The organism is Paracidovorax sp. MALMAid1276, assembly GCF_049198005.1.
Classification (GTDB): domain Bacteria; phylum Pseudomonadota; class Gammaproteobacteria; order Burkholderiales; family Burkholderiaceae_C; genus Acidovorax.
On record NZ_JBMIRS010000175.1, the window covers coordinates 45,328 to 68,253 of the forward strand.

The following is a 22,926-nucleotide window of genomic DNA, read 5'->3' on the forward strand; positions in this document are numbered from 1 at the left end:
GTCTATTGCCCATTTGCGAGTCGCGCGAAGCACCGCACAATGCGTTCAACTGGCGAGATCCCGCCTCATCCTGCCTCCATCCACCGAGGCCTCTGACAGAATACCGCCATCATGTTCGTCATCATTGGTTACATCCTAGTTTTTGGCTGCATCTTCGGGGTGTACATCCTGCACGGCGGAAACATCCAGGTGATCCTGAAGGCGCTGCCGTTCGAGACGGTGACCATTCTGGGGGCGGCCATCGGGGCCTTCGTGGTCAACAACCAGCCCAAGGTGCTCAAGGCGACCATGGCGGCGGTGCCGATGGCGTTCAAGGGCTCCAAGTACACCAAGGCACGGTACATGGAGCTGATGGCCATGCTCTACGACATCCTGCAGAAGGCCCGCAAGGAAGGTCTGATGGCGATTGAAAAGGACGTGGAAGCGCCGCACGAATCGGAGATCTTCAAGAAGTACCCCGCGGTGGGCAGCGACCACCATGTGATCGAATTCACCACCGACTACCTGCGCATGATGGTGTCGGGCAACCTCAACTCGCACGAGATCGAGGCGCTGATGGACAGCGAGATCGAAACACACCACCAGGAGGCACACGCGCCCGTGGCCGCCATTGCCCGGCTGGCTGGCGCGCTGCCGGCCTTCGGGATCATCGCGGCCGTGCTGGGGGTGGTGAACACCATGGGCTCGGTGGGCCAGCCGCCGTCGGTGCTGGGCGGGATGATCGGCTCGGCCCTGGTGGGAACCTTCCTGGGCATTCTGCTGGCCTATGGCGTGGTGGAGCCGCTGGGCGGGCTGGTGGAGCAGAAGATGGAAGACGCGGCCAAAGAGCTGCAGTGCATCAAGGCCACGCTGCTGGCCAGCATGCAGGGCTACAACCCCGCCACAGCCATCGAGTTCGGCCGCAAGGTGCTGTTCTCTGGCGACCGACCCAGCTTCTCGGAGCTGGAGGGACACGTGAAAGGCAAGAAGTGAGCAGGCAGGCGGGGATGAGCCCGACTGCGACCACTGTGCAGCGCCATGGCTGAGAAAAAGCTCCAACCCATCATCATCAAGCGTGTCAAGAAGGGCGGCCATGCAGCGCATGGCGGTGCCTGGAAGATTGCCTATGCCGACTTCGTGACGGCGATGATGGCGTTCTTCCTGCTGATGTGGCTGCTGGGCTCCACAGCCAAGGGAGAACTGCAGGGCATCGCAGCGCACTTTTCCTCGCCGCTCAAGGTGGCCATGACTGGGGGTGACGGCGCAGGCAACAGCTCCAGCGTGATTCCGGGGGGCGGCAACGACCTGTCGAAGGTGCATGGCCAGGTGCGGCGCTCGGACATGGAGGAGGCCAAGCAGCGCCGCATGAGCATCGACGCCGCGCGCGCGGAGCGGGCCAAGCAGGACCAGGAACGCATCAAGGCCCTGGAGGCCAAGATCGACGCGCTCATCACGCAGAACCCGCGCCTCAACGAATACAAGTCGCAGATCCGCATCGACATCACGCCCGACGGGCTGCAGATCCAGATCATCGACGACCAGGCCCGCCCCATGTTTGACAGTGGCAGTGCGTTGGTAAAACCCTACATGCGCGACATCCTGCGCGAGATTGGCGCGGCGCTGGGCGGGGTGGAGAACCGCATCAGCCTGGCAGGCCACACCGATGCCGTGCCGTATGGCAACAGCGAGCGCGGATACAGCAACTGGGAGCTGTCGGCCGACCGCGCCAACGCCTCGCGCCGCGAACTGGTGTCGGCCGGCATGCCAGACGCTAAACTGGGCCGTGTCGTGGGCCTGGCGGCCAGCGATTTGCTGGAACCTCAAAACCCCCGCTCCCCGGCCAACCGGCGCATCACCATCACGGTGCTGACCCGCGAAGCCGAAGAGCGGCTCCTCGGCAAGGGGATCCCCGAAATTACATCCACGGAACTGTTGAACGAAAAGCGGGAAAATCCCCCCCCAAGCAGATGACGGTTACGACTTGTCACCGCCCCTGTCGCCCATGACAATACTTACAGAACCTCTCGACCGAAAGGGTCACAAGTGACCACAGCCCTTCGTTTTTTGATCGTTGACGACTTCTCCACCATGCGCCGCATCGTGCGCAACCTGCTCAAGGAGAGCGGTTTTTCGGATGCGGACGAGGCGGAAGACGGCGTCGCCGCACTGAACAAGCTGCGCACCAGCAAGTTCGACTTCGTGGTGACCGACATCAACATGCCCAACATGAACGGCTTTCAGCTGCTGGCCGAAATCAAGAAGGACGACAAGCTCAAGCACTTGCCCGTCCTGATGGTGACCGCCGAAGCGCGCAAGGAAGACATCGTGGCCGCGGCCCAGGGTGGCGCTGCGGGCTACATCGTCAAACCTTTCACCAAGGCCACCCTGGAAGAGAAGGTGACGCTGATCCTGAAGAAGATGGGGCTATGACACCATGGACGCCACTCCGGACACCAGCCAGCCCGGCGCTGAAGCCGATGTGCACCACAAGATCGGGCTGCTGACCCGCCAGCTTCACGACTCCCTGAACGAGCTGGGCTATGCCGACAAGCTGCGCGGCTCCATGGGTGAGCTGCCGGATGCCCAAAGCCGCCTCTCGTACATCGCCCGCCTCACGGGCGAGGCGGCCGAAAAGGTGCTCAACCGGGTCGAGCAGGCCAAGGCGCAGCACGACTTCATCGCGTCGGAGACCCGCCGCGTGGTGACCTCACTGGTCAAAGACCCGGTGGCTGCCGTGGCCAAGGGCGAGATCATGAATTTCCTCACCGACGTGGAGCGCGTGACGCAGGAGGCGGACACGCACCTGACCGAAATCATGATGGCGCAGGATTTTCACGACCTGACCGGCCAGGTGATCGCCCGCGTGGTCAACCTGGCCGCCACCATCGAGGAGCAGCTGGTGCAGTTGCTGATCCAGACCGCCCCGGCCAACGCGCAGGTCGCAGCCGTGGAGGCGAAGCCCGCCCACCTGCAGGGCCCCGTGGTGGACCCCGAAAACACGCCCGACGTGGTGACCGACCAGTCGCAGGTGGACGACCTCCTGGCCAGCCTCGGCTTCTGATCAAGGCAGAATTTCAGCCAAAACAGCCGCCAGCGCTTTACCATCAAGCGCTGGCAGCTATCATTTTTGAAGCAATCGCTTCGCCTCCCCAGTCTTTCTGCGGCGAGCGCAGCGTTGCGGCCACCCCGCAAGGTCGGCCTTGAAAAGGGGGGGCCGCAGCCCCCTTATCCCGCTTTAGATTTCCGGGTCGCTCACGACAATGGCATGGCACCAGCCGCCGTCATGCCACCATGGAATCCAGCCAAGAAAAAAGCCTCCCCGCGTCAGAGCGCAAGCTGCAAAAAGCACGCGAAGACGGCCAGGGCGCGCGCTCGCGGGACCTGTCCCACCTGGCCATCCTGGGTGCCGGTGCGGTGTGCATGCTGCTCCTGGCGCCCGAGCTGATGGCACGCATGAAGCTGGCGATGAGCCAGCAGCTGGCGTTCAACGCCGCCGTGGTGATGTCGCCGGCCAGCATGCTCACGCGCCTGTCGGACATGGTGACCATCGGGGTGATCGCCAGCGCGGTGTTTGCCGTCCTCACTGGTGCGGCGGCCATGGTGGCCGCGATTGGCGCCGGCGGCTGGATCTTCAGCTTCAAGCCCGTCACGCCGCAGTTCAGCCGGCTCAATCCGATCTCGGGCTTTGCCAACCTGTTTTCCAAGCAGCAGATGGCCAACGTGGCCAAGATGGTGCTGCTCACGGCCATCATCACCTTTGTGGCCTGGAAGTTCCTGGGCAGCAGCCTCGAACAGGTGGCCATGCTGGTGCTGCAGCCCTCGCCGCTCGCCCTCAGCCAGGTGGCCGAATGGCTCACGGCCGGCGTGAGCCTGATGCTGCTGGTGGTGTTCATGGCGGCGCTCATCGACGTGCCGCTGCAGGCCTTCTTCTTCAAGTCGCGGCTCAAGATGTCGCACGAGGAAGTGAAGCAGGAGCACAAGGAAGCCGACGGCAACCCGCACACCAAGGGCCGCATCCGCCAGAAGCAGCGCGAGATTGCCGACCGCGCCAGCGTGGGCGCCGTGCCCAAGGCCGACTTCGTGGTGATGAACCCCACCCACTATGCGGTGGCGCTGAAATACGACGACAAGACCATGAGCGCGCCGCAGGTGATTTCGCGGGGCACGGACCTCACGGCGTTCCGCATCCGCGACCTGGCCAAGGAACACGGCGTGCCCGTGCTGCAGTCGCCCATGCTGGCGCGCGCGCTGTACGCCCATGCCGAGCTGGACCAGGCCATTCCCGCCACGCTCTACACCGCCGTGGCCCAGGTGCTGGCGTATGTGTACCGCCTCAAGGCGGCCATGCGGGGCGAAGGCCGCATGCCGGAGGCCATGGTCGACCCGTATGTGCCGCCCGAACTTGATCCGCTGAACCGCACGACGGTGCAAGGTGTAGAAGCATGAACAACTCCGTAAAGTCTTTGCAGCAATGGGCGGGGTCCAACGCCGGCGCCCTGCAGGGGATGTCGGCCCCGCTGCTGGTGGTGGCCATCCTGGCGCTCATGGTGCTGCCCATCCCGCCGTGGATGCTGGACGCGTTCTTCACGCTCAACATCGCCGTGGCGCTGATGGTGATGATGGTGGCGGCCTACATGATCCGCCCGCTGGACTTTGCCGCGTTTCCGTCGGTGCTGCTGCTCACCACGCTGATGCGGCTGTCGCTGAACGTGGCCTCCACCCGGGTGGTGCTGCTCGAAGGTCACCAGGGCCCCGGCGCTGCGGGCGCGGTGATCGAGGCCTTCGGCCACTTCCTGATCGGCGGCAACTTCGCCGTGGGCCTGATCGTATTTGCGATCCTGGTGGTCATCAACTTCGTGGTGATCACCAAGGGGGCCGAGCGCATCGCCGAGGTGTCTGCGCGCTTCACCCTGGACGCCATGCCCGGCAAGCAGATGGCGGTGGACGCCGACCTGAACGCGGGCCTGATCGACGAGAAGGAAGCCAAGCGCCGCCGTGCCGAGGTGCAGGAAGAAGCGAACTTCTTCGGCTCCATGGACGGCGCCTCCAAGTTCGTGCGCGGCGACGCCATCGCGGGCATCCTGATCCTGATCATCAACATCGTGGGCGGCTTTGCCATCGGCATCCTGCAGCACAACCTGTCGGTCAGCCAGGCCGCCAACAGCTACATCCTGCTGGCCATCGGCGATGCGCTGGTGGCGCAGATTCCGGGCCTGTTGATCTCGGTGGCGGCGGCCATGGTGATCTCGCGCGTGGGCAAGGAACACGACATGGGGCGCCAGATCGTGCAGCAGCTGTTCACCTCGCCGCGCGTGCTGGGCGTGACGGCCGGCATCCTGCTGCTGCTGGGCCTCATCCCGGGCATGCCCAACCTGGTGTTTTTGAGCATGGGCGCGCTGCTGGCCTATGGCGCCTGGCTGATGCACGAACGGCAGAAGGTGCCGCCGCCCGTGGAAGCGCCCCCGGCCCCGGTCAGCGACGGCGAAGCCACCTGGGACGACCTGCAGCCCGTGGACCTGCTGGGCCTGGAGCTGGGCTACCGCCTCATCAGCCTGGTGGACAAGAGCCGCCAGGGCGACCTGCTCACCCGCATCAAGGGCGTGCGCCGCAAGTTTGCGCAGGAGGTGGGCTTCCTGCCCCCGGCCGTGCACGTGCGCGACAACCTCGAACTCAAGCCCAGCGGCTACCGCATCACGCTGCGCGGCGTGGTGGTGGGCGAAGGCGAGGCCTTCCCCGGCATGTTCCTGGCCATCAACCCCGGCGGCATCAGCACGCCGCTGATCGGCACGCCCACCACCGACCCCGCGTTCGGGCTCCCAGCACACTGGATCGACGACCGGCAGAAGGAAGCCGCACAAATGGCCGGTTTTACCGTCGTTGATTCCGAAACCGTGATGGCCACCCATTTGTCACACTTGATGCAAGTGCAAGCCGCCAAGCTCCTCAGCCGCACAGAGACCCAGCAGCTGGTGGAACACGTGGCCAAGCTGGCCCCCAAGCTCATCGAAGAAGTGGTTCCGAAAATGGTCTCCATCGCAACGTTCCAGAAGGTCCTGCAGCTGCTGCTGGAAGAGTCTGTGCACATCCGCGATATCCGCACCATCATCGAAACCCTGGCCGAGCACGCGGGCAGCGTGTCCGACCCCGTCGAGCTGGCCCGCCGCGTGCGCATCGCCCTGTCGCCGGCCATCGTGCAGCAGATCTACGGCCCCTCGCGCGAACTCAACGTCATCGCCATCGAGCCGGGCCTGGAGCGCCTGCTGGTGCAGGCCCTGGGCAACGCCGCAGGCCCCGCGCTGGACCCGGGCGTGGCCGACATCCTCACGCAAAAAGCCGCCGAAGTGGCCATGAAGCAGGAAGAAATGGGCCTGCCCGCCTGCCTGCTTGTGCCCGACCAGATCCGCAACGCCATCTCCCGCCTGGTGCGCCGCGTCGCGCCCCGCCTGCAGGTGCTTGCGCACAGTGAAATCCCCGAGACCCACACCATCCGCATTGGGCCGATCCTTAAAGGTGCATCAGCATGAACATCAAACGCTTTACCGCCCCCACCTCCCGGGAGGCTCTGGCCAAGGCGCGCATGGCCTTTGGCGACGGCACATTGATCCTGTCCAACCGCCCCACGGCCAACGGCGTCGAGGTGATGGCCACGGCCGAGGACACGCTGTCGTCCCTGGACGGCGGCGGCGCCGGTGCCTCGGCCAACCCGCCCCTGCTGGCGCCCACGCCGGCGCGCAGCGCTGCGCCGCGCGCCAGCCAGCCGGCATCGGCGCCCCAGGCCCGCAATGCGGTGGAAGAGGACACGGAGCAGCTGGCCATGAGCACGCTGTCGTTCCAGGACTATGTGCGCGAGCGCATGCTGCGCCGCCGCCACGAGGCGCTGCACGGTGCGGCCGAGCCCCAGACGCTGGCCGAGCGCAGCCGCGACCAGGAACCCGAGCGCCATCGCGAACGCGACCGTGAGCGCATGCCCGCCCCCGCCGTAGTGCGGCACAACCCGCTGCGCACCATCCCCATGGACATTCCGCCCGAGCCACCACGCCGCCGCCAGGACGCCGCAGCCGGTGCCAGCAGCAGCCTCGCCCAGTCCGCGGGCCAGCAAAGCGTGATGAACGAGCTGCACGCCATGAAGGAGCTGATCGAGGACCGCTTCAACACCCTGGCCTGGCTGGGCCAGGCGCGGCAGGACCCGATCCAGTCCAATCTGATGCTCAAGATGATCCGCGCGGGCTACTCGCCCTCGCTCGCCCGCGCCGTGCTGGAGCGCATGCCCGAAGACCTGTCGGCGGGCGAATCGGTGCGCTGGCTGATGGAGGTGCTGGAGCGCAACCTCAAGACCGACCAGGCCGAGCCCCCGCTGTACGAGCAAGGCGGCATCTTCGCCCTGGTGGGCTCCACCGGGGTCGGCAAGACCACCACCACAGCCAAGCTGGCCGCCATGTGCGCGCGCATCCACGGCCCCGGCAGCGTCGGCCTGATCACGCTGGACACCTACCGCGTGGGCGCGCACGAGCAGCTGCGCACCTACGGCCGCATGCTGGGCATCGTCGCCCACCTGGCGCATGACCGCGCCGCACTGCAGGACCTGCTGGGCCTGCTCAGCGGCAAGAAGATGGTGCTCATCGACACCACCGGCATCGCCCCGCGCGACCCGCGCAAGCGCGACATGCTGGATGTGCTGGACCTGCCCCATGTGAACCGCCTGCTGGTGCTCAATGCGGGCTGCCATGGCGACACGCTGGACGACGTGCTCACCGCCTTCAAGACCACCGGCACGCAGGGAACGGGGCCGCAGGCCATCCTCTCCAAGGTGGACGAGGCCGTGAAGCTCGGCCCGGCCATCGACGCGCTGATCCGCCACCAGATGGTGCTGCGCGGCGTGACCAATGGCCAGCGCGTGCCCGAAGACTGGGAGCGCGCCGACGCGCACCGGCTGATCTCGACCTCCATGCGCTCGCCCGTCAAGTCGGCGTTCGACCCCAAGGCGGCCGACCTGAACTTCTTCTTCTCACACTCGCCCGACACCGTGGCAGACAGGGGGCTGGTCGATGCTTGATATCGGATTCCACCAGGCCGCAGGCCTGCACAGCTTCACCCCCCAGGCCGACCTGCGCGTCGTGGCCGTGGCCAGCCAGGGCAACAGCCCCACCGGGCTGGAAGCCCTGTGGCAGATCTGCGCCAGCCTGCAGCGCCTGGGCTACCCGGTGGTGGTGCTGGACGGCACGGCCCACGAAACCGACCACAGCCCGGGGCTGCTGCACCTGCTGCAGCAGGCCTCGTGGCGCGACGACGTCCAGCTGAACCTGGGCGCCTCCTCCGCATCGCTGGCCGTGATTCCGGCCGCGCAGGGCATGCTGCGCATGTGCCGCGCCGCCGAGCGCAGCGATGCGCCGCCGCTGCACGGCCTGCTGCCGTACTTCAGGACCTACGGCATCGTGGTGCTGCATGCCCCGGCAGCCACGCTGGGCCCCTTGCTCACCCACACAGCCACGGTGCCACTGGTGGTGATGGGCGAAGGCGCCGCCGGGGTGATGGGCAGCTACAAGAGCCTGAAACAGATCGCCGTGGACACCGGCCTGCCCTGCATGGTGGCCGCCCTGCTGCGCGGCACCGGAGCGGCCGAGCGGCGCAAGACCCAGGCAGCATTGCACACGCTGCAAGGCTGTGTGCAACGCCATCTGGGCAGCGCGCTGAGCACCACCACCATCGCCACGCAGAACCCCCAGGAGCTTCAGCGCCTGGCCTTGCAACTGCTGGAAAATGCGGGCACCATCGCCGAATCGCTGCCCGCGCTGCACTCCTACGCCCCCAAGGGCAGTTCCGCACACCTTGTCCGGAGCCACTGACGTTCACCCGGTGCATCACACGCTCTCTATGTACACCGCCAAAGGCCAGCTTGATCGTGACGCGATGATCCGCCAGCATGTGCCGCTGGTCCGCCGGATCGCGCACCACATGATCGCCAAGCTGCCGCCCAATGTGGAGCTGGATGACCTCATCCAGGTCGGCATGATGGGCCTGGCAGAAGCCCTCTCGCGCTACGAAGTGGCCCAGGGCGTGCAGTTCGAAACCTTTGCCACCCAGCGCATCCGCGGCGCCATGCTCGACGAACTGCGCGAAGGCGACTGGATGAGCCGCAGCTCGCGCAAGAGCCAGAAGGACATCGAGCACGCCGTGCAGCGCCTGGAACAGAAGCTCGGCCGCAGCCCGCTCGAATCAGAGATTGCCAACGAGATGGGCCTGAGCCTGGCCGACTACCAGAGCCTGCTGGGCAAGGTGCGCGGCACGCAGCTGGTGTACCTGGAGGACATGACCCACGGCAACGACGATGACGACGGTTTTCTGGACCGCCATGTGGCCGATGCCGACGCCGACCCGCTGGAGCTGCTGCGGGACCAGCGGCTGAAGATGTCGCTCGTGAGCGCCATCAAGAGCCTGCCCGAACGCGAGCAGCACATCATGGGCATGTACTACGAACATGACATGAACCTCAAGGAGATTGCCGCGGTGCTGGGCGTGACCGAATCGCGCGTGTGCCAGCTGCACAGCCAGTCCATCGCGCGGCTGCGCGCCAAGATGCGCGCGCATTGAAACCGCGCCGCCGCGCGGCAAGCCCGAAGATGGCGGGCACCCACACCGTTTGCTATACAAAACAGAGCTGCCAGCGCTTGCTGTGCAATGGATTCAGATGTTTTTCACCTGAAACCGTTGCCTGACAAGCGCTGGCAGCTCTGTTTTCAGGAGCAAAAACCCCAAAACACTGAAGGAATGCGGCGGGTCAGCCCGCTGCCTTGTAGATGCGGGCCGCGCCGTTGCCGGGGCGGGCGCCATAGGTGCTGGCGTCCGTGGGCGGCAGCACGGTGGCCACCTGGCGGTCGGTCAGGGCGGCCACACGCGCCAGATTGTCGCGCTGCATGGCGACGCTGCTGCTCACGGCCTGCAGGCGCTGGGCGAGCGATGGGGGCAGCGAGGCGGGGTCGGTGCGTGACAGCACCTGGGCAAGATCGGACGCCGCATGGCGCAGCGCGGTGCCGCTGCGCTCGAGCGCCGGCGCATCCGTGGCCAGAAGAGCGGCCGAGACGGCCTGCACCTGCTCTTCGACATGGCTCAGCGCAGTTTCCAGATCCATGCGGGGGTTTCAGAAATGGGGGAAGGGGCCGAAATACAAAGCGGGCTCAGCCGCGAGCGCGCGCCAGGATTTCCTGGGCGTTGGACAGCATCTTGTCGGCGATGGCGTCGGCGTTGACCGAGAACGTGCCGTTTTCAATGGCCGAGCGCACGGCCTTCACTTTGCCGGCATCGAAGTCGCCCGCTGCACGGGCACCCTGGTCAAGGCCACGCACCGAGCTGGACACCGTGACAGGCACACCGGCGGCCGACGCGGCCACGGCGTCCTTGGCAGCTCCTTCAACGGGGGCTGCGGCGGGGCTTTTGGCGGGCTTGGCTTGCCCGGTTTGCGCCAGCGCGGCCGGGAGTTCCGGTTTTTGACCTATCTTCATCGCTCTCTCCACTGCCCCGCATGGAGTGGGGCACAGTAGCAATGTTTTCGACGCTTTGGCGGTGGACTTTAGCCATTTATCGCGTGCGCGTCATCAAAGTGCGACCTCCACCGTTCCATCAACACCCACAATGCCGGCAATGATCTTGCCATTGTTCATGCGTATGCGCACAGTGTCGCCTGCGCCCGCGCCCGCCAGGGCCTGGCCGGCTGCGGTGACGGCATAGCCGGGGCCCTGCGCCACCACCTTGACCTGGGCACCGGCGCGGAACAGCTGGGGCGCGCGCACCATGTTCTGGCGCAGCGCCTGGCCGGCCATCAGCTGGCGCGATGCCACCTGGCCCACCCACTGGTCGGGGTTGGCCACCACGGCGTTCTGCGTGTCGGCCGCCCAGTCCACTTCCGACTCGGTGGCGTCGTTCGCGGTGAGCACGGCGCCGGGGGCCACGTTGCTGGTCAGCACCCAGGCAGGGCCATAGGCCTTGACGGTGACGGGCAGGAACACGTTCCAGGCCGTGGCACCCTGCACGCAGCGCAGGCCCAGCCGGGTGCGGCCCCACAGGCGGGCGCCCACGGGCAAATAGGGCTCCACCCGTGCGCAGGGCGCCAGGCGCAGGCGCGGGTCCAGTGAGCCCACGCTCACTTCCATGCGCAGCGGCAGCCCGGCCACCTGATTGCGCGCAAGGGTGTCGTCCAGCCAGCGCTGGGTGATGGGGGCGAGGTCGGCGGACGGATCGGCGGCGGCCTCCTGCGCGGCCGCGGGGGCTGCGAGGACGGCGGCCCCCGCAACGGCCGTCGCCAGCACACCCCGCCACAGCGGGCTGAGCGTCTGGAACACGGAAACGAAATGGTGATGGCGCATGGCTGGCCTCCAGGGCATGCATCCCGGCTGCCACCGGGCAAGGATTGGGAGGGGCGGTCACGTCGACAACAGGCAGGGCAGATGCCATTCGACCCCTGCAACTATAGGCAGTCGGCCGCCGCGCAAAGGCCCAAACTGCGCGCCGATTTCCGCGTTCTTCGCGCTTTAGAAAAACGCAGCGATTTCCATAATCGAGCCACGCCGGAAACCGCCCCGAAGCGGGGCCCCGGCGCCCTTCCTTGCAACCCACGGCGTGAGGCCCCCATGCTCGACAAGATGACCAACCGGCTGGACTTCCACGGCACCGCACTGATCCTGCGGTCCGAGCGCCAGCGTGCCATCGCCAGCAACATCGCCAACGCCGACACCCCGGGCTACGTGGCCCGCGACTTCAAGTTCAGCGATGCGCTGAGCGAGGCCACCGCCACCCGCAGCGCCGGGGCCGATGCCGCGGCCGGCGGCTCGGGCGTCACGCGCCAGGTGCTGGCCGGCGTGGTGGGCACGGCCGGTGCCACCGACCCGCGCCACATCCCCGTGCCCGTCACCCGCAGTACCGCATCGGCCCTGGAGTCCCGGGGCACGCTGGGCTATGCGGTGCAGACCCAGCCCGCACTCGACGGCAACTCGGTCGACATGAACCGCGAACGCGCCGCCTTTGCCGACAACGCCGTGCGCTACGAGGCCACGCTGCGCTTCATCAACGGCAACGCCAAGACCATGCTCAGCGCCATCCAGGGCCAGTAACGCGCCGGCGCAGACCCGACCAGAAAGCGAGACCCGTCATGTCCATGTTCTCCATCTTCAACGTCTCCGGCAGCGCCATCAGCGCGCAGTCGCAGCGGCTCAACGTGGTGGCCAGCAACCTGGCCAACGTCGAGGCCGTGGCCGGTCCGGACGGGCAGGCGTACAAGGCCCGGCAGCTGGTGTTCCAGACCGAGAACATGGGCGCCGACACCGCCGCCGGCGTGCGGGTGAGCGGCGTCACCGAAAGCAATGTGGCCGGCCGCCGCGTGCACGATCCGAGCCATCCCTCTGCCGACGCGCAGGGCTACGTCACACATTCCAACGTCAACGCGGTGGAGGAGATGGTCAACATGATCTCCGCTTCGCGCTCCTACCAGAACAACGTCGAGGTGATGAACACGGCCAAGACGCTGCTGCTCAAGACCCTGCAGATGGGCCAGTAACACGAAAGAACCGGGTACGACCATGATCTACGGCGTCAGCAACAATACCACCACCACCGCCGACACGGCGGCGTCCAAGGCCGCCTCGGCCAACGACGCCGAGGGCGCGCAGGACCGGTTCCTCAAGCTGCTCGTGGCGCAGCTCACCAACCAGGACCCGATGAACCCGCTGGACAACGCGCAGATGACCTCGCAGATCGCGCAGATCAACACGGTCACCGGCATCCAGCAGCTCAACTACACCATGCTGGGCATTGCCGAGCAGTTCAACTCCATGCAGTTGCTGCAGGGCTCCGCGATGATCGGGCGCAACGTGGTGACCGAGGGCGACAGCCTGGCCGTGGAAGACGGCGTGGGCAGCGGCATGTTCGAGCTCTCCGGCGCCGCAGCCGACGTGAAGGTCGAGATCCTCACCGCCGGCGGCCAGCTGGTGGGCACGCTGGACCTGAACGCCAAGACCGCAGGCCGGCACAGCTTCGAGTGGGACGCCAGCAAGTACGCAGGCAGCACCACCGACCTGCGCTTCAAGGTCACAGCACTCAACAGCGCCGGCGTGGCGGTGGAAAGCACGCCGCTCGTGCAGTCGCGCGTCACCGGCACCGGCAGCAGCGGCGGCCAGCTCACGCTGGACCTGGCCGGCGGCGGCACGGTGACCTACGACAAGGTCAAGGCCGTTCTGTAAGCCCCACGATCCCGGCAACACATTCATTTTTTAGCCCCTCTGCCCCCGCACCCGCCAGCTTCCCCTAGGAGAACACCATGAGCTTCCAGCAAGGCCTTTCGGGCCTGAACGCATCCAGCAAGAACCTGGACGTGATTGGCCACAACATCGCCAACGCGAACACCGTCGGCTTCAAGGCCTCGCGCGCAGAGTTCGCCGAAATGGTGGCCTCGGCCATCGGCTCGTCGGGCGGCGTCAACGCCGGCATCGGCGTGGAGGTGGCGGACGTGGCCCAGCAGTTCTCGCAGGGCAACCTCACCATCACCGGCAACAGCCTGGACGTGGCCATCAACGGCAACGGCTTCTTCACGCTGCAGATGCCCGACGGCACCCCCGCCTACACCCGCGCCGGCAACTTCAAGCTGGACAAGGTGGGCAACATGGTCACCAACGACAGCGCCCGGGTGATGGGCTACCCGGTGGATCCCACCACGGGCCTGCGCACGGGCTCCACGCCCGTTCCGATGTCGTTCCCCACCACCGAGCCCATTCCGGCCCGCCAGACCACGACCATCACCACCTCGTTCAACCTCGACGCGCGCGCCACCGATGCGGCCGGCGACCCCACGGCCACCCCGCCCGTGCCGGCCACACCGCGCGCCACCTACGGCACGTCGATCAACGTCTACGACAGCCAGGGTGTGGCCAAGCCGGTGAACCTGTACTTCCAGAAGACGGCCACCGACAACACCTGGGACGTGTACGACCAGCTCGACGACCCGCTGGCCACCCCGCCCGTGGTGGCCACGCCCATCGGCCAGATCACGTTCGACAACAGCGGCGCCATCACCGGGCCGGTGGCCACGCCGCCCGCCACCGGTTTCTCGATGCCGCTCACCGTGAACCCCACGCCCCCCAACCCCAACAACCTGCCCGCTTTCGACGTGCAGATCGACCTGGGCGGCGTCACGCAGTTCGGCACCAAGTTTGCGGTGTCCAACCTCACCCAGGACGGCTACACCGCAGGCGAGCTGACGGGCATCAACGTCGAGAACAACGGGATGATCATGACCCGCTACTCCAACGGCGTGACGCGCGCCGAGGGGCAGCTGGCCCTGTCGAGCTTCCGCAACACGCAGGGCCTGGCGTCCCTGGGCGGCAACAACTGGGCGGCCACGTTCGAGTCGGGCCAGCCCGTGGTGGGCGCCCCCACCGACGGCAGCTTCGGCTCGCTGCGCTCGGGCGCACTCGAAGACTCCAACGTGGACCTCACCGCCGAGCTGGTGAACATGATGACCGCGCAGCGTGCCTACCAGGCCAACGCGCAGACCATCAAGACGCAGGACCAGGTGATGTCCACGCTGGTGAACCTGCGCTGATCGGCCTCAGCCTGATTTCAAGTCAAAACAGCCCCTAGCGCTTATCCATAAAGCGTCAGCAGCTATCAAATCGGAAGCACACGGAGAAACCTGCCATGGACCGCATCATCTACACCTCGATGACGGGCGCCAACGCGGCCGCCCACCGGCAGGCCGTACTGTCCAACAACCTGGCCAATGTGTCCACCAATGGCTTCCGGGCCGAGATGTCCACGTTCCGCGCGGTGCCCATCCAGGGCGACGGCGCCAAGACCCGCGTGTTTGCGCTGGAGGCCACGTCGGGCCACCTGGAAACGCCCGGCCCGGTGCAGCGCACCGGCCGCAACCTGGACGCCATGGCCATGGGCAACGCCTGGTTTGCGGTGCAGGGCCTGGACGGCACCGAGGCCTACACCCGCGCCGGCGTCTTCGAGGTGTCGGCCCAGGGGCAGCTGCTCACGCCCACGGGCCTGCCGGTGCTGTCGGACGGGGGCGCCCCCATCGACGTGCCGCCGGGTGCCGAGGTCAGCCTGGGCTCGGACGGCACCGTGACCGCCAAGGTCGCGGGCCAGGCCGCGCAGCCCGTGGGCCGCCTGAAGCTGGCCACCCCCACGCCGGAAGACCGGCTCAAGCGCGGCGACGACGGTTTGTTCCGCACCGTCTCGGGCGACCCCATCCCCAACGACGCCAACGCCCGCATGCTGGCAGGCGCCGTCGAAGGCTCCAACGTCAACCCCGTGGAATGCATGGTGGGCATGATCGCCGCGTCACGCCAGTTCGAGCAGCAGATCAAGCTGCTGCAGACCGCCGAGAACTCCGACAAGGCCGCCAGCCAGCTGCTGAGCCTGAACGGCTGATGAAGCCCCGCGCCGACCGCCGCACCTGCCACAAGGAAGAAGCACCATGATCAACTCCCTCTGGATCGCCAAGACCGGCATGTCTGCCCAGCAGACGCAGCTCGACGTCATCTCGCACAACCTGGCCAACGTGTCCACCACCGGCTTCAAGCGCAACAACGCCGTGTTTGAAGACCTGATCTACCAGAACCTGCGCCAGGTGGGTGCCAACAACGACGAGCAGAACCAGTTGCCCACGGGCCTGCATCTGGGCCTGGGCGTGCGCACCGTGGCCACCAGCCGCAACTTCGTGCAGGGCAGCCTGCAGGAGTCCAAGAACAGCCTGGACGTGGCCATCAACGGCAACGGCTTTTTTGAAGTGACGCTGCCCGACGGCACCATCGGCTACACGCGCGACGGCTCGTTCCAGATCGACGCGCAGGGCCGCATGGTCACCTCCAGCGGCCTGCCCGTGGCCAACGGCATCACGGTGCCCGCCAATGCCACCAGCATCAGCATCAGCACCGAAGGCGCGGTCACCGCCATCGTGCCGGGCAATACACAGCCCCAGCCCCTGGGCAACCTGGCCATGTCCAGCTTCGTGAACAACTCCGGCCTGCAGCCCATCGGGCAGAACCTGTTCAAGGAGTCGGCCGCCTCGGGCCAGCCGCAGCAGGGCACCCCGGGCACCAACGGCCTGGGCTACATCCGCCAGGGCTTTCTGGAATCGTCCAACGTGAACGTGGTGGAGGAGCTGGTGAGCATGATCCAGACCCAGCGCGCCTACGAGATGAATTCCAAGGCCATCCAGACCTCCGACCAGATGCTGGCCAAGCTGGCCCAGCTGTAATCCCCACCGCGCAATCCCAGGGTGACTGCCATGAAGACATTGATTCGCCGCCTGTGCGTCCACACCACGGTGCTGGGCGCAGCCATCATCAGCGCGGGCTGCGCCAGCCTGTCGCCCCCGCCGCCGGTGGACATTTTGCCCACCACGCCGCCGCCCCTGGCCGCCGCGCCGCGCACGCCGCCGCCCGTCACGGGCGGGCTGTTCCACACCGCCAGTTACCGCCCCGCGTTCGAAGACCGGCGCGCGCGCCTGGTGGGCGACAGCGTCACCATCCAGATCGTCGAGAACGTGACGGCCAGCCAGAAGTCGTCCTCCACGGTGGACCGCACGTCCGAGATTTCGGCCGGCGTGAGCGCCCTGCCCTTCACCAGCAAGACCTTCACCGACAAGCTGGGCGTGGGCGCGAATTCGGGCAACACCTTTGCCGGCAAGGGCGGCACCGAAAGCGCCAACACCTTCCAGGGCTCCATCACCGCCACCGTGGTCGACGTGCTGCCCAACGGCCACCTGATCGTGGCCGGCGAAAAGCAGATCGGCGTGAACCAGAACGTGGACGTGCTGCGCTTTTCCGGCACCATCGACCCGCGCTCGCTGCAGCCGGGCAGCATCATCAACTCCACCCAGGTGGCGAACGTGCGCGTCGAGTCGCGCGGCCGGGGCGCGCAGAACGAGGCGCAGGTCATGGGCTGGATGGGGCGGTTCTTCAACACGATCACGCCGTTCTAGAGAAGCACCCCCTGAGTCGCTTCGCGCCTTCCCCCTCTCTGTACGCGCTGCGCGCTCCGGGAGGGGGACGCAGCCAGCGCGGCGGGGCGGCCCTTGCGCGGCTGCCCTCGCTGGGCCGCGCCTGTGCGACGGCAGTGCGACGGCAGTGCGGCCATCAAAAATGATAGCTTTCGGCGCCTATCCAGCAAGCTCTGGAGGCTGTTTTGATTCACATTTTTTCTCCGCATTGGCACGCAGAACTAGTGCCGCAATAAGCCGGTGAACCCGCTTCTTTTTGGGTTTTAGTTCCGCGCGGGGCCGCCCACAATCGGTGTCATGAAAGCCCTGTCCCTCACCTCCCTGCAACGCCATTTCCGCGCCGTGTGGCTGCCGCTGGCAGTGCTGGCGGCTGCGGTGGCCGCCACACCCGCTCACGCCTTGCGCATCAAGGAAGTGGCTGCGGTGCAGGGCGTGCGCACCAACCAGCTGACCGGCTATGGGCTGGTGGTGGGCCTGGACGGCACGGGCGACCAGACCACGCAGATGCCCTACACCACGCAGGCCATGTCGAACTACCTGCAGCAGATGGGCATCAGCCTGCCCCCCAGCGCGGCGGGGCAGCTGCAGCTCAAGAACGTGGCGGCCGTGATCATCACGGCCCAGCTGCCGGCCTTTGCGCAGCCCGGCCAGATGATCGACGTGAACGTCTCGTCCATGGGCAATGCCAAGTCGCTCAAGGGCGGCACGCTGATCACCACGCCGCTGCGCGGCGCCGACGGCGAGATCTATGCGCTGGCCCAGGGCAACCTGGTGGTGGGCGGTGCGGGCGCCGCTGCCGGCGGCAGCAAGGTGCAGATCAACCACCTGAGCGCCGGCCGCATTCCCCAGGGTGCGCAGGTGGAGCGGGCCGTGCCCACGCCACTGCATGAGGGCGACACCATCACCCTCGGCCTCAATGCGTCGGACTTCCAGACCGCGCGCCGCGTGGTGCAGGCCATCAACGGCAAGCTGGGCCAGGGCCTGGCCACGGCCCTGGACGGCCGCACGGTGCAGGTGCGCGCCCCCTCCGACCCCGGCGCGCGCGTGGGCTTCATCGCCGACCTGGAAGAGCTGGCGCTCGAATCCACGGCCCCGTCGGCCAAGGTGGTGATCAACGCCCGCACGGGCTCGGTGGTGCTGAACCAGGCCGTGACGCTGGGCCCCTGCGCCATTGCACACGGCAACCTGTCCATCACGATCAGCTCGACGCCGGTGGTCAGCCAGCCCAACCCGCTGTCGCAAGGGCAGACGGTGGTCACGCAAAAGAGCGAGATCACCATCAACCAGGAACCCGGCAACGTGATCCAGATGCCGCCCTCGCCGCAGCTGGCGGACGTGGTGCGCGCACTGAACTCGCTGGGCGCCACGCCGGGCGACCTGCTGGCCATCCTGCAGGCCATCAAGGCTGCCGGCGCGCTCAACGCCGAACTGGAAGTGATCTGACCGGGAGTCGGACCCATGGCCATCAACCTGCCCTCTTCAGCTGCCACCACCAGCACGTCCAACGCGCTGGCGGTGGATGTCCGCTCGCTCAACGCGCTCAAGTACGAGGCGGGCACGGCCAACAGTGCGCAGGTCACGCGCGAGGCGGCCAAGCAGTTTGAATCGCTGTTCATGCGCGAGCTGATCAAGAGCATGCGCGAGGCCACGATGAAATCCGGCCTGATGGAAGGCGAGCAGGGCAACCTGGGCCAGGACCTGCTCGACCAGCAGCTGGCGGTCAGCATGTCGGGGCAGCAGGGCGGGCTGTCGGAAGCCATCGCACGCCAGCTCTCGCGCCAGATGGGCGGTGCGGCCGATGCCGAGTTTTCCGTGCCGTCCACGCTGAGCCTCGAGCGTCGCTTCAACATGCCCCGCACGCCAGCGCCGCAAACGCCTTCCGAGCCCGCCACCACCGCGCCGGTGCCCAAGGGGCGCGAGGGTTTCGTGCAGCACCTTTCGGGCACGGCCGAGCGCGTGGCGCAGGAAAGCGGCATTCCCGCAAGCTTCATGCTGGGCCAGGCCGGCCACGAGACCGGCTGGGGCAAGAGCGAGATCCGCCACCGGGACGGCGCCACCTCGTACAACCTGTTCGGCATCAAGGCCGGCAAGGGCTGGACGGGCAAGGTGGCCGAGATCACCACCACCGAATACATCAACGGCAAGCCCCAGAAGGTGACGGCCAAGTTCCGCGCCTACGACTCTTACGAGGAATCGTTCCGCGACTACGCGCGCCTGATCAAGGACAACCCGCGCTACGAGCAGGCCGAGACCGTGGCGCAGTCCGGCTCGGCCATGGCCTATGCGTCGGCCCTGCAGAAGGCAGGCTACGCCACCGACCCCGAGTACGCGAAAAAGCTCACGGGCGCCATCCACAGCGTTCTGCGCACGCAGCGTGCACAGGCCTGAAACAGCGAGGTAGCACGCCATGAGTCTTTTGAGCGTCGGCGCCCGCGCCCTGCTGGCCAACCAGGTGGCCCTGCAGACGGCGGGCCACAACATCGCCAACGTCAACACCCCTGGCTATTCGCGCCAGACGGTGCAGCTGCAGACGGTGCAGGGCCAGTTCACGGGCGGCGGCTACATCGGCCAGGGCGTGGATGTGCAGACCATTTTGCGCAACCAGAGCGAGCTGCTCACGCGCCAGGCGGCCACGGCGGGCTCGGTGCAGGCGGCCGACATCGTGCGCGCAGAGCGGCTCAAGCAGCTGCAGGAGATCTTCAGCGGCGGCTCCGCCGGGCTGGGCGCCGCCATCAACGACATGATGAACGCGTTTGCCGACGTGGTGAGCTCGCCCACCGACATCACCGCGCGCAACGTGGTGCTGACGCGGCTGGACGAGACCGCCGCGCGCATGCGCTCGTCGGCCGAGCAGCTGCAGGAAATCCAGTACACCATCAGCGAGCAGCTCGAAAGCAGCATCACGGCCGTCAACAGCCTGGCGCAGCAGATGGCCGGGGTCAACGAACAGATCGCCCGCGCGCGGGGCAACGGCCAGACCCCCAACGACCTGCTGGACTACCGCGACCAGCTGATCCGCGACATCAACCAGTACGTGCAGACCACGCAGATCGCTGCGGACGACGGCACCATCGGCCTGTTCGTGGCGGGCAGCCAGCCCCTGGTGCTGGGCACCACGGCCACGGCGCTGTCGGTGGGCGACGCCAGCGCGTTTCCGGGCAGCGGGCAGCTCAAGCTGTTCTTCAACCGGCCCGGCGCCACCTCCATCGAGATCGACGAAAACACGCTGGGCGGGGGCACCATTTCGGGCCTGCTGCGCTTCAACAACGCCGACCTGGCCGAAGGGCGCAACCTGCTCGGGCGCATGGCCATGGCCATCGGCATGACGATGAACGAACAGCACCGGCTGGGCCTGACGCTGGACGGCCAGCTGGGCAGCGACCTGTTCGCGCTGCCCACCAGCATGCCGGGCATGACCAGCGGCGCCGCCGTGGGCTCGGTGGGCTTCGCCAACCCCACGCAGTTTTCAGCGTCGGACTACGAGATCCGCTTTACCACTGGCACCGCGGGGCAGGTGGTGCGCCTGTCGGATGGCAAGGCCACCGCATTCACCGACATCACCAACCTCGCCACGCTGGAGATCGACGGGCTCAACTTCAACCTCACCACGGCCGGGGTGCCGGGCGAGCGCATGCTGTTCAAGCCCTTCAGCACCGCAGCCTCGAACATCAAGGCGCTGGTGTATTCACCGCGCGACCTGGCCGCCGCGAACCCCATCAACGCGGCCATGGGCGGCACCAACGGCGGGTCCATGCAGCTGGTGAACCTGCGCGCCACCGGCAACCCCGCACTGACCTTGCCCCCGCCCACGGGCGTGCAGCTTTCGTTTGCAGCGGGTCCGCCGCTCACCTATACCGTCACCGGCTCGACCACGCCGCCTTCTGGCTCCACCGGTCCCTACACGCCCGGCCAGCCTATCAACATCGACGGCTGGGAGATCACGCTGCAGGGCACGCCGAACACCGGCGACACGGTGACCGTGGGCAACGCCACCGACCCGCAGTACGGCGACTACTACACCCGCAACGCCGGCAACGCCAATGCGCTCATGGCCCTGCGCGACGTGAAGATGTTCGACAACGCCACGATGAGCGACGGGTACGCCGGAGCCATTGCGCAGGTGGGAACGCGCACGCAAAGCGCAACCTTTGCCGCAGAGCTGTCCAACACCATCGCGGCCAACCTCGAACGCGACCGCACTGCCATCTCGGGCGTGAACCTGGACGAAGAGGCCGCCAAGCTGATCCAATACCAGCAGGCCTACCAGGCTTCGGCCAAAATGATCCAGATCGCGCAGGGCATCTTCGACACGCTGATCCAGGGCCTGGGCCGATAGCAGGAATGAAGGGAGCCGCGATGACCACCCGCCCCGCAAGAACCTGCCGCACCGGCGCAGCAAACGCTGCGGGCGGCCCGCCCGGCCGCTCCGGGCCCATGCATCGTTTCTGAGGCGCCCGCAGGAGAACACCATGGCCAGCAATTTCTACCGCGTCAGCACCGCCAACATGTTCGACAACGCCTTGCGCAACCTCGCATCGCGGCAGACGGGCCTGTCCAACCTGCAGGAAAACCTCACCTCCGGCAAACGCGTGGTGCGCGCAAGCGACGACCCCGTGGCCGCCGCCCAGGCCGAGCGCGCGCTCAACCGCCTGGCGCGCAACGAGACCGATGTGCGCGCGCTGAACAACCAGCGCAACACCATGGCCCTTGCGGAATCCACGCTGGGGCAATCGGGAGACGCACTGCAGGAGTTCCGCGCCCTGGTGGTGAATGCCGGCAACGGCAGCTACACCCAGACCGAACGCGACGCGATCGCCCAGCAACTGGTCAGCCTGCGCGACCAGATCCTGGGCTACGCCAACCGCAAGGATTCCAACGGGATTCCCCTCTTTCAGGGCCTGGGCAGCGCGGAAGCGCCCTTCACCGGCCCCAATCCGCTGTTCGGCTTTGCCGGCCTGCCGGGTCAGGGCGCCAGCGGCACCACCAGCATCGCGAGCGTGCTGGACGGCATGGCGGCCTGGATGGACGTGCCCACGGGAAACGGCGTGTTCACGGTGGACATCAACGCCGCGAACCAGGGCAAGGCCTGGGCCACCGTGGGCCAGGTGACCGACCCCACGGCGTTCGCCGCGAGCACGGTCGACGAGTACGTGATCACCATCGGCGGCACCGCCGCCGCGCCCACCTATGACGTGCTAGACCGCGCCACCATGGCGTCGGTGCTGCCCAGCGGCCCGCAGCCCTTCCCGCTGCCCACCTCGGCCACGTCCTCGCCGTTTGCGATCAACGTCGATGGCATTTCCATCGGCATCGGCGGTGCGCCGGTGCCCGGCGACGAGTTCTCGGTGCGGCGCAACAGCGCCGACCCGACCACCCAGTCCAACGTGTTCCAGGTGCTGGACAACGTGATCGCGGCCGTGCGCAATGGCTCCAACCCCGACGGCAGCACGGCCTCCGGCCCGCTCACGCATGCCATCAACCGGGGCCTGGCAGAGATCGACGCGGCCATGAACCGTCTCAATGGCTCGCGCGGCTTTGCGGGCGACCTGCTCAACCGGGCAGACCGCATCGAAGGCGATCTGAACAAACGCGCCATCCAGCTGGAGGAAGACCGCTCGCGTGCCGAGGATATCGATATGATCAAAGGAATTTCGGACTTTCAGAACCAGCAGGTCGGATACGAGGCAGCCCTCAAGTCGTACGCCATGGTGCAGAAGATGTCCCTGATCAATTTCATCAGTTAAGGATGTCCTGCATAACCCTCGCGAGTGCGTGGTAGTGCGGATCGGGATGTCCGCAAGGCGTCTTTTCGCAGCCAATAGCCCGGCTATTGGCAAGAAAAGCAACGCTGCGGACCGCCCGAGGCCGCGCTATCACGGGCTGCAGGGAGTTATGCAGGACATCCCTAGGAGTCTGCCGACAGAAGGAGCATCGGCTGCAACGCACGATAAACC

General features: G+C 66.9%; 23 protein-coding genes. 20 read left to right on the forward strand and 3 right to left on the reverse strand.

What is annotated here, in order from left to right; all coding sequences use genetic code 11:
- The first annotated feature begins 111 nt into the window (after positions 1 to 111).
- The 9 genes from motA (at position 112) to ACOQFS_RS12310 (ending at position 9,567) form a co-directional block, all read left to right on the forward strand.
- The gene (gene motA / locus ACOQFS_RS12270) at positions 112 to 972 is read left to right on the forward strand and encodes a flagellar motor stator protein MotA (RefSeq protein WP_421563140.1); all 861 of its coding nucleotides are present in this window, start codon (positions 112 to 114) and stop codon (positions 970 to 972) included.
- A 45-nt stretch (positions 973 to 1,017) separates the two neighbouring features.
- Complete coding sequence (gene motB, locus ACOQFS_RS12275) at positions 1,018 to 1,950, forward strand: flagellar motor protein MotB (RefSeq protein ID WP_421563141.1); 933 nt, start codon at positions 1,018 to 1,020, stop codon at positions 1,948 to 1,950.
- Between the two features lie 72 nt (positions 1,951 to 2,022).
- Positions 2,023 to 2,409, forward strand: a complete 387-nt coding sequence (cheY, locus tag ACOQFS_RS12280; protein ID WP_421563142.1) for a chemotaxis response regulator CheY — start codon at positions 2,023 to 2,025, stop codon at positions 2,407 to 2,409.
- A gap of 4 nt (positions 2,410 to 2,413) precedes the next feature.
- Positions 2,414 to 3,040, forward strand: a complete 627-nt coding sequence (locus ACOQFS_RS12285; protein WP_421563143.1) for a protein phosphatase CheZ — start codon at positions 2,414 to 2,416, stop codon at positions 3,038 to 3,040.
- A 230-nt stretch (positions 3,041 to 3,270) separates the two neighbouring features.
- Positions 3,271 to 4,425, forward strand: a complete 1,155-nt coding sequence (locus ACOQFS_RS12290; protein ID WP_421563144.1) for an EscU/YscU/HrcU family type III secretion system export apparatus switch protein — start codon at positions 3,271 to 3,273, stop codon at positions 4,423 to 4,425.
- Positions 4,422 to 6,503, forward strand: coding sequence for a flagellar biosynthesis protein FlhA (gene flhA / locus ACOQFS_RS12295; RefSeq protein ID WP_421563145.1), 2,082 nt, complete (start codon positions 4,422 to 4,424; stop codon positions 6,501 to 6,503). The genes ACOQFS_RS12290 and flhA overlap by 4 nt, the downstream gene beginning before the upstream one ends.
- Positions 6,500 to 8,032 (forward strand): flagellar biosynthesis protein FlhF, encoded by a 1,533-nt coding sequence (gene flhF, locus ACOQFS_RS12300; protein ID WP_421563146.1) that lies wholly within the window; start codon positions 6,500 to 6,502, stop codon positions 8,030 to 8,032. The genes flhA and flhF overlap by 4 nt, the downstream gene beginning before the upstream one ends.
- A complete protein-coding gene (locus tag ACOQFS_RS12305; protein WP_421563147.1) occupies positions 8,025 to 8,822 on the forward strand; it encodes a hypothetical protein in 798 nt (265 codons plus the stop codon). Before flhF ends, ACOQFS_RS12305 begins: the two co-directional genes overlap by 8 nt.
- Positions 8,823 to 8,850: 28 nt before the next feature.
- On the forward strand, positions 8,851 to 9,567 hold the full coding sequence (locus ACOQFS_RS12310; protein WP_421563148.1) for an RNA polymerase sigma factor FliA: 717 nt from the start codon (positions 8,851 to 8,853) through the stop codon (positions 9,565 to 9,567).
- 187 nt (positions 9,568 to 9,754) lie between these two features.
- On the opposite strand, the gene ACOQFS_RS12315 is transcribed toward ACOQFS_RS12310, so the two are convergent.
- The 3 genes from ACOQFS_RS12315 to flgA all read right to left on the reverse strand — a co-directional run bounded on the left by ACOQFS_RS12315 (position 9,755) and on the right by flgA (position 11,336).
- Complete coding sequence (locus tag ACOQFS_RS12315) at positions 9,755 to 10,105, reverse strand: hypothetical protein (RefSeq protein ID WP_421563149.1); 351 nt, start codon at positions 10,103 to 10,105, stop codon at positions 9,755 to 9,757.
- Positions 10,106 to 10,151: 46 nt separating this feature from the next.
- Complete coding sequence (gene flgM, locus ACOQFS_RS12320; RefSeq protein ID WP_421563150.1) at positions 10,152 to 10,475, reverse strand: flagellar biosynthesis anti-sigma factor FlgM; 324 nt, start codon at positions 10,473 to 10,475, stop codon at positions 10,152 to 10,154.
- A gap of 93 nt (positions 10,476 to 10,568) precedes the next feature.
- Positions 10,569 to 11,336 (reverse strand): flagellar basal body P-ring formation chaperone FlgA, encoded by a 768-nt coding sequence (flgA, locus tag ACOQFS_RS12325; protein ID WP_421563151.1) that lies wholly within the window; start codon positions 11,334 to 11,336, stop codon positions 10,569 to 10,571.
- A gap of 264 nt (positions 11,337 to 11,600) precedes the next feature.
- Here flgA and ACOQFS_RS12330 point away from each other — a divergent pair, with 264 nt between their 5' ends.
- The 11 genes from ACOQFS_RS12330 (at position 11,601) to flgL (ending at position 22,716) form a co-directional block, all read left to right on the forward strand.
- Complete coding sequence (locus ACOQFS_RS12330; RefSeq protein ID WP_421563152.1) at positions 11,601 to 12,080, forward strand: flagellar basal body rod protein FlgB; 480 nt, start codon at positions 11,601 to 11,603, stop codon at positions 12,078 to 12,080.
- A 38-nt stretch (positions 12,081 to 12,118) separates the two neighbouring features.
- On the forward strand, positions 12,119 to 12,523 hold the full coding sequence (gene flgC, locus ACOQFS_RS12335) for a flagellar basal body rod protein FlgC (protein ID WP_421563153.1): 405 nt from the start codon (positions 12,119 to 12,121) through the stop codon (positions 12,521 to 12,523).
- A 22-nt stretch (positions 12,524 to 12,545) separates the two neighbouring features.
- The gene (locus ACOQFS_RS12340; RefSeq protein ID WP_421563154.1) at positions 12,546 to 13,205 is read left to right on the forward strand and encodes a flagellar hook assembly protein FlgD; all 660 of its coding nucleotides are present in this window, start codon (positions 12,546 to 12,548) and stop codon (positions 13,203 to 13,205) included.
- Between the two features lie 77 nt (positions 13,206 to 13,282).
- The gene (gene flgE / locus ACOQFS_RS12345) at positions 13,283 to 14,563 is read left to right on the forward strand and encodes a flagellar hook protein FlgE (protein WP_421563155.1); all 1,281 of its coding nucleotides are present in this window, start codon (positions 13,283 to 13,285) and stop codon (positions 14,561 to 14,563) included.
- 95 nt (positions 14,564 to 14,658) lie between these two features.
- Positions 14,659 to 15,399 carry a flagellar basal-body rod protein FlgF gene (gene flgF / locus ACOQFS_RS12350; RefSeq protein ID WP_421563156.1) on the forward strand — a complete coding sequence of 247 codons (741 nt, stop codon included), beginning with the start codon at positions 14,659 to 14,661 and terminating at the stop codon, positions 15,397 to 15,399.
- Between the two features lie 46 nt (positions 15,400 to 15,445).
- The gene (gene flgG / locus ACOQFS_RS12355; protein WP_421563157.1) at positions 15,446 to 16,228 is read left to right on the forward strand and encodes a flagellar basal-body rod protein FlgG; all 783 of its coding nucleotides are present in this window, start codon (positions 15,446 to 15,448) and stop codon (positions 16,226 to 16,228) included.
- A 30-nt stretch (positions 16,229 to 16,258) separates the two neighbouring features.
- Positions 16,259 to 16,954 (forward strand): flagellar basal body L-ring protein FlgH, encoded by a 696-nt coding sequence (locus ACOQFS_RS12360; RefSeq protein ID WP_421563158.1) that lies wholly within the window; start codon positions 16,259 to 16,261, stop codon positions 16,952 to 16,954.
- A gap of 315 nt (positions 16,955 to 17,269) precedes the next feature.
- A complete protein-coding gene (locus ACOQFS_RS12365; protein ID WP_421563159.1) occupies positions 17,270 to 18,415 on the forward strand; it encodes a flagellar basal body P-ring protein FlgI in 1,146 nt (381 codons plus the stop codon).
- Between the two features lie 15 nt (positions 18,416 to 18,430).
- Entirely contained in the window at positions 18,431 to 19,360 is a 930-nt protein-coding gene (gene flgJ, locus ACOQFS_RS12370; protein ID WP_421563160.1) for a flagellar assembly peptidoglycan hydrolase FlgJ, read from the forward strand.
- 19 nt (positions 19,361 to 19,379) lie between these two features.
- Positions 19,380 to 21,308 carry a flagellar hook-associated protein FlgK gene (gene flgK, locus ACOQFS_RS12375; protein WP_421563161.1) on the forward strand — a complete coding sequence of 643 codons (1,929 nt, stop codon included), beginning with the start codon at positions 19,380 to 19,382 and terminating at the stop codon, positions 21,306 to 21,308.
- 133 nt (positions 21,309 to 21,441) lie between these two features.
- Positions 21,442 to 22,716 (forward strand): flagellar hook-associated protein FlgL, encoded by a 1,275-nt coding sequence (gene flgL, locus ACOQFS_RS12380; protein ID WP_421563162.1) that lies wholly within the window; start codon positions 21,442 to 21,444, stop codon positions 22,714 to 22,716.
- The last annotated feature ends 210 nt before the right edge of the window (positions 22,717 to 22,926 follow it).